Origin of the sequence: Ruegeria sp. HKCCD7255 (genome assembly GCF_013031565.1) — a bacterium.
Taxonomy (GTDB): Bacteria; Pseudomonadota; Alphaproteobacteria; order Rhodobacterales; family Rhodobacteraceae; genus Ruegeria.
In genome coordinates this window covers 57279-63842 of the sequence record NZ_WQAG01000017.1, presented here as the reverse complement: position 1 = coordinate 63842, position 6564 = coordinate 57279, and the positions used below count along the sequence as shown (strand labels likewise).

9 protein-coding genes are annotated in these 6564 nt (G+C 57.3%); 5 read left to right on the top strand and 4 right to left on the bottom strand.

All coding sequences use genetic code 11. The features are described 5' to 3' along the window. Positions 1–173 precede the first annotated feature (173 nt). A complete protein-coding gene (locus GOX45_RS20900) occupies positions 174–1637 on the bottom strand; it encodes a PLP-dependent aminotransferase family protein (protein ID WP_171103741.1) in 1464 nt (487 codons plus the stop codon). A 127-nt stretch (positions 1638–1764) separates the two neighbouring features. On the opposite strand from GOX45_RS20900, the gene GOX45_RS20895 reads away from it, so the two are divergent. Both GOX45_RS20895 and GOX45_RS20890 read left to right on the top strand, forming a co-directional pair. Beyond that, positions 1765–2073 carry a helix-turn-helix transcriptional regulator gene (locus GOX45_RS20895; protein WP_171103739.1) on the top strand — a complete coding sequence of 103 codons (309 nt, stop codon included), beginning with the start codon at positions 1765–1767 and terminating at the stop codon, positions 2071–2073. Next, the gene (locus GOX45_RS20890) at positions 2066–3097 is read left to right on the top strand and encodes a permease (RefSeq protein ID WP_171103737.1); all 1032 of its coding nucleotides are present in this window, start codon (positions 2066–2068) and stop codon (positions 3095–3097) included. The genes GOX45_RS20895 and GOX45_RS20890 overlap by 8 nt, the downstream gene beginning before the upstream one ends. Positions 3098–3134: 37 nt before the next feature. Here GOX45_RS20890 and GOX45_RS20885 read toward each other — a convergent pair whose 3' ends face one another. Further along, positions 3135–3524 (bottom strand): hypothetical protein, encoded by a 390-nt coding sequence (locus tag GOX45_RS20885; RefSeq protein WP_171103735.1) that lies wholly within the window; start codon positions 3522–3524, stop codon positions 3135–3137. Between the two features lie 52 nt (positions 3525–3576). After that, positions 3577–4335 (bottom strand): DUF1013 domain-containing protein, encoded by a 759-nt coding sequence (locus GOX45_RS20880; protein WP_171103733.1) that lies wholly within the window; start codon positions 4333–4335, stop codon positions 3577–3579. A gap of 130 nt (positions 4336–4465) precedes the next feature. Between GOX45_RS20880 and GOX45_RS20875 the strand changes: the two genes are divergently transcribed. Next, the gene (locus GOX45_RS20875; protein ID WP_171103731.1) at positions 4466–5107 is read left to right on the top strand and encodes a ribonuclease T2; all 642 of its coding nucleotides are present in this window, start codon (positions 4466–4468) and stop codon (positions 5105–5107) included. On the opposite strand, the gene GOX45_RS20870 is transcribed toward GOX45_RS20875, so the two are convergent. Beyond that, positions 5104–5592, bottom strand: coding sequence for a hypothetical protein (locus GOX45_RS20870; protein WP_171103729.1), 489 nt, complete (start codon positions 5590–5592; stop codon positions 5104–5106). The genes GOX45_RS20875 and GOX45_RS20870 overlap by 4 nt on opposite strands. A gap of 150 nt (positions 5593–5742) precedes the next feature. Between GOX45_RS20870 and GOX45_RS20865 the strand changes: the two genes are divergently transcribed. Then, the gene (locus GOX45_RS20865; RefSeq protein WP_171103727.1) at positions 5743–6081 is read left to right on the top strand and encodes a helix-turn-helix transcriptional regulator; all 339 of its coding nucleotides are present in this window, start codon (positions 5743–5745) and stop codon (positions 6079–6081) included. Further along, entirely contained in the window at positions 6074–6556 is a 483-nt protein-coding gene (locus GOX45_RS20860) for an SRPBCC domain-containing protein (RefSeq protein WP_171103725.1), read from the top strand. The genes GOX45_RS20865 and GOX45_RS20860 overlap by 8 nt, the downstream gene beginning before the upstream one ends. The last annotated feature ends 8 nt before the right edge of the window (positions 6557–6564 follow it).

Here is a 6564-nt window from a genome sequence, read left to right as displayed (position 1 = left end):
CAATCCCGTGCATCTGCAAAACCTTCACAAACGCTTCTTCTGTGGTCATCTTCATCGGGCAAACTCCGGAGTAATAGGGTGCAAACGGCCTTTCGGCGCGGTATTTCTCAGCGGTTTTGGCGTATGGGTGCCTGAGGCGTTAGGGCCAGAAGTGCAGTCCGGATATGTCCAGCTTAGGTTTTGCTTCGGATCGCTTGGGCAATTTGTTCGATGCCCGGAGCGATGCGTTCCGGTGGTATTGAGGAATAGCCAAGCCGGTAGTAATTCCGAGGTCGGTCAGACCCGGAAAAGAATTGCTCTCCTGGCTCGATATGAACGCTGCGCGCCCTTAATTCCTTGGCCAATCGCGTGGTGTCTATCCCGTTTGGCGCTTGCATCCAGATCGACGATCCTCCGTGATATCCATGCCCGGCGATGGTCAGCCCATGCTGATGGATGGCCGCTTCGATTGTGTCGCGTCTTTGGTGCAGGGCTTTCGACATCCGGCGGATCTGCGCGTCGTAATGTCCCAGTGATAGAAAATAGGCTGCGGTGCGTTGAACATGGCCGGGAGGATGACGCAGAACCAAGGTGCGCAGGGCGCGCACCTCGCGGATAAATGCTTCGGATCCGACCATGTAGCCAAGCCGCAACCCCGGAAACAGGGATTTGGAAAAGCTGCCCACATAGACAACCCGCCCATCGCGATCCATCGATTTCAGCGCGGGCGAGGGCGCACCCAGATAGGACATTTCGAACTCATAGTCGTCCTCGACGATGATTGCATTCAGGTCGCGAGCGCGATCCAGTAAGGCATTGCGCCGGTCCACGGGCATGGTGGCTGTAGTGGGGCATTGATGGCTTGGCGTGGTAAAGATGACATCGGTCTGATCGGGTATGTCCTGCGGTGGCAGACCGTCTTGATCCACCCGTATTGGCACAAGTCGACAATCGGAATGTGACAGCAGATTGCGCAGCGAATAATAACACGGATCTTCAATCGCGGCGGTCCGGTCAGGTTTCAGCAATACCCGCGACGCCAGCCACAAGGCGTTCTGGGCACCCAGCGTTATCAGGATTTCTTCGGGGCGCGCGGCAATCCCGCGCCGTGGCAAGGTGTGCCGGGCAATGAACTCGATCAGCAGAGGATCATCTTGGTCGACGTAATCTCCGGTCAGCGAATCGAAATCCTTGTGCCCCAAAGCGCGCACGGCGCAGAGACGCCAATTGGCATGATCGAACAGGGACCGGTCAGTCTGCCCATAGATGAACGGATATCGAAAGTCGCGCCAGTCGCTGGGCTTGCGCAGAAAATCTCCGCCTGAAAACGGACGCGCAAGCGACCTTTCCCAGTTGACCGTGTCATCACTGCGCTGGAGGGGGGTGTATTTCGGGGGTACCGGAGCATTCTGCGACACGTAGTAGCCCGACCGCCCGCGCGAGGTCAGATAGTCATTGGCCAATAGCTCGGTATAGGCGAGCGTGACCGTGATCCGGCTGACCCCCAAATGTGACGCCAGCTTGCGTGAGGATGGCAATTTCTCACCCGTGTGAAAGCGGCCCGACAAAATGCCTTCGGCAATCATCTGCTGAATGCGTGCTTGCAACGTGCCCTGACCGTTGGGATCAAGGAAAAAGGTGTCCACGGAAATTCCCATCCCTCCTTATAGGTTGGACTTAAGGCAGAGGCAATCTGGACTTAAGCTCCTTAAAGGAAATCCTTCGGTTGACCACCAAGTTCGAATAAACTATATAACCAGAAAATTAGTTATGTAGGGAAGTCCAATGTGGGAAGAAGCTGCCGCGGGATTCTCGGCCATGGGCTCTGAGGCCCGGTTGAAAGTACTGAAAACGCTGGTCCGCGCAGGTGAGGCTGGGCTGACCGTTGGCGAGATCCAGACGCGCACGGGCATAGCCCCGTCAACACTGGCCCATCATCTGCGATTTCTGGCAGCGGGTGGCGTGGTCGAGCAGGAAAAGATCGGCCGCACGACAATTAACCGTGCGTGCTACGGCGAATTGCAGAAACTGGCGCAGTTCATTCTGAGCGAATGCTGCGCGGACCAGATTGAAAAGGCCGCAAATGATGGCTGAGCTGACACAAAACCCCAAAACCTCGGTGCGCAACGTTATCGACGCGCTTAAAACGCCATGGGTTCTGATCATTGCCATTCTGCTGCTCGTTGCCCTGTTGGATCCGGGCAACTGGACCGAAATCGTGACATTTGCGGCCAAGGCGCTGGCGCATACGGGTCAGTATATCCTTTTTGCCGTTTTGCTTTTGTCCTACCTCAAGGCCACGGGTGCCGAGGTCATGGTGGCCCGCGCCTTTGAGGGGCGCGAGACCCGGATGATCTTTCTGGCGGCGTTGTTTGGCGGGCTGGCGCCGTTCTGTTCCTGCGAAGTCATTCCCTTTATCGCGGGCCTTCTGGCACTTGGCGCACCGTTGTCGGCGGTCATGGCGTTCTGGCTCAGTTCACCCTTGATCGATCCACCAACGCTGCTGATCACAGCCGGCGCATTGGGCTGGCCGTTTGCGATTGGCAAAGCCGTCGCTGCGGTGGCCCTGGGCCTGTTTGGCGGGTTTGCCGTGCGGGCGCTGATGCGGGCCGGGGCGTTTTCCCAGCCTTTGCGGAACTACAAGCCGGCGGGATGTTGCGGTTGCGGCCCCAAGCTGGACGACAAACCCGTTTGGACATTCTGGAAAGACCCGGACCGACGTCAGCGATTTCGCTCGGAGTTCGTCCAAAACGGCCTGTTTCTGCTCAAGTGGCTGGCATTGGCTTATGTGCTCGAGGCGTTGCTGGTCAGCTATGTCCCGGCAGATCTGATCGCGCGCGTCGTTGGCGGAGAAGGTGTTGGCCCGATTGTCGTGGCTGCGCTTGTGGGGATGCCGGCCTATCTGAATTCCTATGTGGCTCCGCCGCTGCTGGCCGGTTTGATAGAGCAGGGCATGACCGCGGGTGCCGCAATGGCCTTTATGGTGGCGGGTGCCGTCAGCTCGATCCCCGCGATGGCGGCAGTTTGGTCGCTGGTCAAGCCGCGCGTCTTTGCCACCTATCTGGCTCTGGGTGTTGGCGGTGCGATCCTTACGGGTATCGTGTTCCAGATGGTTTGAAAAAGCCGCCTGGACAATTCCGGGCGGTTTTCAAGGATCAACTCGATCCGCAGAGCCGTGGCAGTTTCAGCCGATACCGCGCCTCGCCGCTTTCAACATAAACGCGTTTTTCAACGCAGGCATCAGATCCCACGCTCTGCGAGATCTGCGCATCTGTTGAGGTGAGCGAGACAGCCGACCCATCCGGCAGACGGACTGACGCAACCACACCGTTCCGCAGATCACCGTTGATCGCAGTTGCCGATAGGACCGGCACGGTCAGAAACGCTTCGTGCTCATGCTCTCCGTCATCGCCCACCAGAACGATCACCGAAACGATGACAACCATGACCAAGGCACCGGCCAGAGCCAGCCCCCAGGTCTTGAGGAAAGCATAGATCGAAACTGCGCGGTGCGGGCCGAAAACTGCGGACAAAACGTTCAGCATGGGATTCCCAAAGCAAGCGCCCCGGGCCTGTCAGGCCGGGGCTGTTCCAGGATCAGGGGCGAAACTCGTCTTCTTCTTCGTCCGTCTCGCCACCTTTGGGCAGGTTGAAGAAGCTGTCCGCATCAACAACCTCTTCTTCTTTTTCCTCAGCTGGCTCATCGGTCAGAGAGAAGGTTTCCAGCCCTTCAATTGCTGACGGGATCTTGGGTGCTGCATCCATATCCAGTGACTGTTCGGTGGACACCAGCTTGCGGCGCTCATCATCACTCATGACCTTGCCTTCAGCCGCTTGCTTGGCTGCGGCTTTCTGAACGGCTGTATCCAGCTCGGACTGTTTGCACAGGCCCAAGGCAACCGGATCGATCGGTTGCATATTGGCGATGTTCCAGTGGGTGCGCTCGCGGATCGACTGGATTGTCGGCTTGGTGGTGCCGACCAGTTTGGCGATCTGACCGTCGCTCAGCTCGGGGTGGAACTTGACCAGCCACAGGATCGAGTTCGGGCGGTCCTGACGCTTTGACAGCGGGGTATAACGCGGACCACGGCGTTTTTCCTCACCCGCTGCCGACGGGTTGAATTTGAGCTTGAGCTTGTGCAGCGGGTTGCTCTGCGCTGCGTCAATCTCTTCCTGCGTCAGCTGATTGTTGGAAATCGGGTCGAATCCTTTGACGCCCGCAGCCACATCGCCATCCGCGATGCCCTGCACCTCCAACTCGTGCATTCCTACGAAATCCGCGATCTGCTTGAAGCTGATCGTAGTGTTATCCACCAGCCATACGGCGGTTGCCTTGGCCATCAGGGGTTTTGCCATCAGCCCGTCTCCTATACATACATCTGTCCCGTCGCCGGAATTCGGCGGCCCCGTGGCTTTGGGGCAGGTTTCCGTTGTCGGGGAACTTGGGGCTTATATAGTCGCGTCAGGTTAAGAAGGAAAGAGGTGAATGCGCCAAGGGTTTTTGGGGCTGGTTTTGTTGGTGCTGGGCGCGATATCCGCGTTGGCCGAGGGCGAAAAGGCCGGAGAGTTTGACTATTATGTCCTCGCGCTCAGCTGGTCACCCAACTGGTGCGCGCGCGAAGGTGATGCGCGCGGATCAGATCAATGTGATGAACGTCATGACCACGGATGGATCCTGCACGGGCTCTGGCCACAGTTTCACCAAGGCTGGCCCTCCTATTGCCGCACGCCCGAGGCATCGCCCTCACGCTCGATGACGCGCGCGATGGAGGATATCCAGGGCAGTTCGGGCTTGGCCTGGCATCAATGGAAGAAACACGGCACCTGTTCAGGCCTCTCCGCACCTGACTATTTCGCCCTGTCGCGCGAAGCTTACGATCAGGTGAGCCGCCCAGACGTGTTCCGCAAGCTGGATGCTGCCGTCAAACTGCCCGCATCTGTAGTGGAAGAGGCGTTTCTGAAAGCCAACCCCGGGTTAGAGCGTGACATGATCACGGTCACCTGCAAACAGGGCTATATCGCCGAAGCGCGCCTATGCCTGTCCCGCACGCTTGATCCGGTGCCCTGCGGCCGCGACGTGATCCGGGACTGCACGGCGAAAGACGCGATGTTCGACCCGATTCGTTAAAGCTTCTTGTTCTGACAGTCCCGCGCATAGTCCAATGCTTTGGCGGTTCCCTTTAGATCAATGGCCATCACCGTCTGACCTTCGGGGTTGAACACCGTCAGCGTCTTATTCTGCGCAATCGCCGTCACGAACGCCCGGTCTGTGAAAAACACAGTCGCGCCCGGCACGTCCCGGTCATTGAACCCAATCGCTGTTGCGTCATAGCTTTTGCCGTCCAGCTCAAACCGGATCGGATAGCGCTCGCCCTGCTGTATGTCGCCCCAGGCTTTGTTGTAGACGGCGAAATACCCACGATTGTCCAAAGCATCATAGCCCAGCCGCACGACCGAAAGATCCTGATAGACCGTCTGGATCAGACACCCATTCCCGAGCGCGGGATCCATCATGATGTTCCAGCCTTCGACAAAGCCTTTGTCGACAAGGTTCTGCGCAAGGGCAGAGGTGGCGGTGAAGGCGGCGAGGGTGAGGGCGAGAAGGCGGGTCATCAAACTGTTCCGGGGCAAAGACGATACAAGATCTTTCTATCTTCAAAGCTGTTCAGTCCAAAGGGAAATTCGGGAGTTGGTGCGTTGGCCATCTTGACCGGGTTTAATTTACCCATTGATTAATTAACCAATAGGTTTATTAATGAGCCTATGACTGAAGACGAAAAACTGGACTTCGCCTTTGCGGCCCTTGCTCATCCCGCCAGACGCGCGATGCTGGCGCGATTGGCCCAAGGCGAAGCGACTGTCAAAGAGCTGGCAGAGCCGTTTGACGTCAGCATGCCAGCGATCTCAAAACACTTGCGTGTGCTGGAAGGAGCGGGCTTGATCGAACGCTCGCGCAACGCGCAGTTCCGTCCTTGCCGGCTGAATACAGACCCGCTGAAATCGATCGCAAACTGGACCGACCAGTACCGTCACATCTGGGAAGTTCGCTTTGAGGCCATGGAAAAATTACTGAGCGAAATGAAGGATTTGAAAGATGGATGATTCTGAAAAATGGGTGCGGATCGTGCACGAGTTCCAAGCGCCCATGGCGCTGGTCTGGCGGATGTGGACCGATCCTGCACTGTTCCAGAAGTGGTATGGCCCTATGGGGTTTTCCGTGCCAACAGCAGAAATTGATTTGCGTGTCGGTGGGGTACGAAAGATCTGCATGGAAATGAAAACGCCGGAAAAAACCATGAGGATGTGGTTTACCGGCGTCTACAAGGAAATCACCGAGCCGTCTCGATTGGTCTATACCGAAAGCATGTGTGATGAGGCTGGAAACATCCTGTCGCCCAAAGACATGGGAATGCCAGAAGGCCATCCGGACATAACCGAGGTTATTGTGGATTTGCGAGAATTAGACGGCAGAACGCAGATGACCATGGTGCACCGTGGCGTCCCCGCGGGCAGCGCTGGTGAAGGTGGCTGGAAACAGGCGTTCGAGAAACTCGAGGTCGTATTGGTGAAAGGATGATCTAATCC

Excerpts from the sequence above, each read along its gene's own strand:
- GOX45_RS20865 (WP_171103727.1), top strand. The coding sequence starts at position 5,743 with ATGACTGAAGACGAAAAACTGGACTTCGCCTTTGCGGCCCTTGCTCAT.
- GOX45_RS20885 (WP_171103735.1), bottom strand. The coding sequence starts at position 3,524 with ATGCTGAACGTTTTGTCCGCAGTTTTCGGCCCGCACCGCGCAGTTTCG.
- GOX45_RS20900 (WP_171103741.1), bottom strand. The coding sequence starts at position 1,637 with ATGGGAATTTCCGTGGACACCTTTTTCCTTGATCCCAACGGTCAGGGC.
- GOX45_RS20890 (WP_171103737.1), top strand. The coding sequence starts at position 2,066 with ATGGCTGAGCTGACACAAAACCCCAAAACCTCGGTGCGCAACGTTATC.
- GOX45_RS20870 (WP_171103729.1), bottom strand. The coding sequence starts at position 5,592 with ATGACCCGCCTTCTCGCCCTCACCCTCGCCGCCTTCACCGCCACCTCT.
- GOX45_RS20880 (WP_171103733.1), bottom strand. The coding sequence starts at position 4,335 with ATGGCAAAACCCCTGATGGCCAAGGCAACCGCCGTATGGCTGGTGGAT.
- GOX45_RS20860 (WP_171103725.1), top strand. The coding sequence starts at position 6,074 with ATGGATGATTCTGAAAAATGGGTGCGGATCGTGCACGAGTTCCAAGCG.
- GOX45_RS20875 (WP_171103731.1), top strand. The coding sequence starts at position 4,466 with ATGCGCCAAGGGTTTTTGGGGCTGGTTTTGTTGGTGCTGGGCGCGATA.
- GOX45_RS20895 (WP_171103739.1), top strand. The coding sequence starts at position 1,765 with ATGTGGGAAGAAGCTGCCGCGGGATTCTCGGCCATGGGCTCTGAGGCC.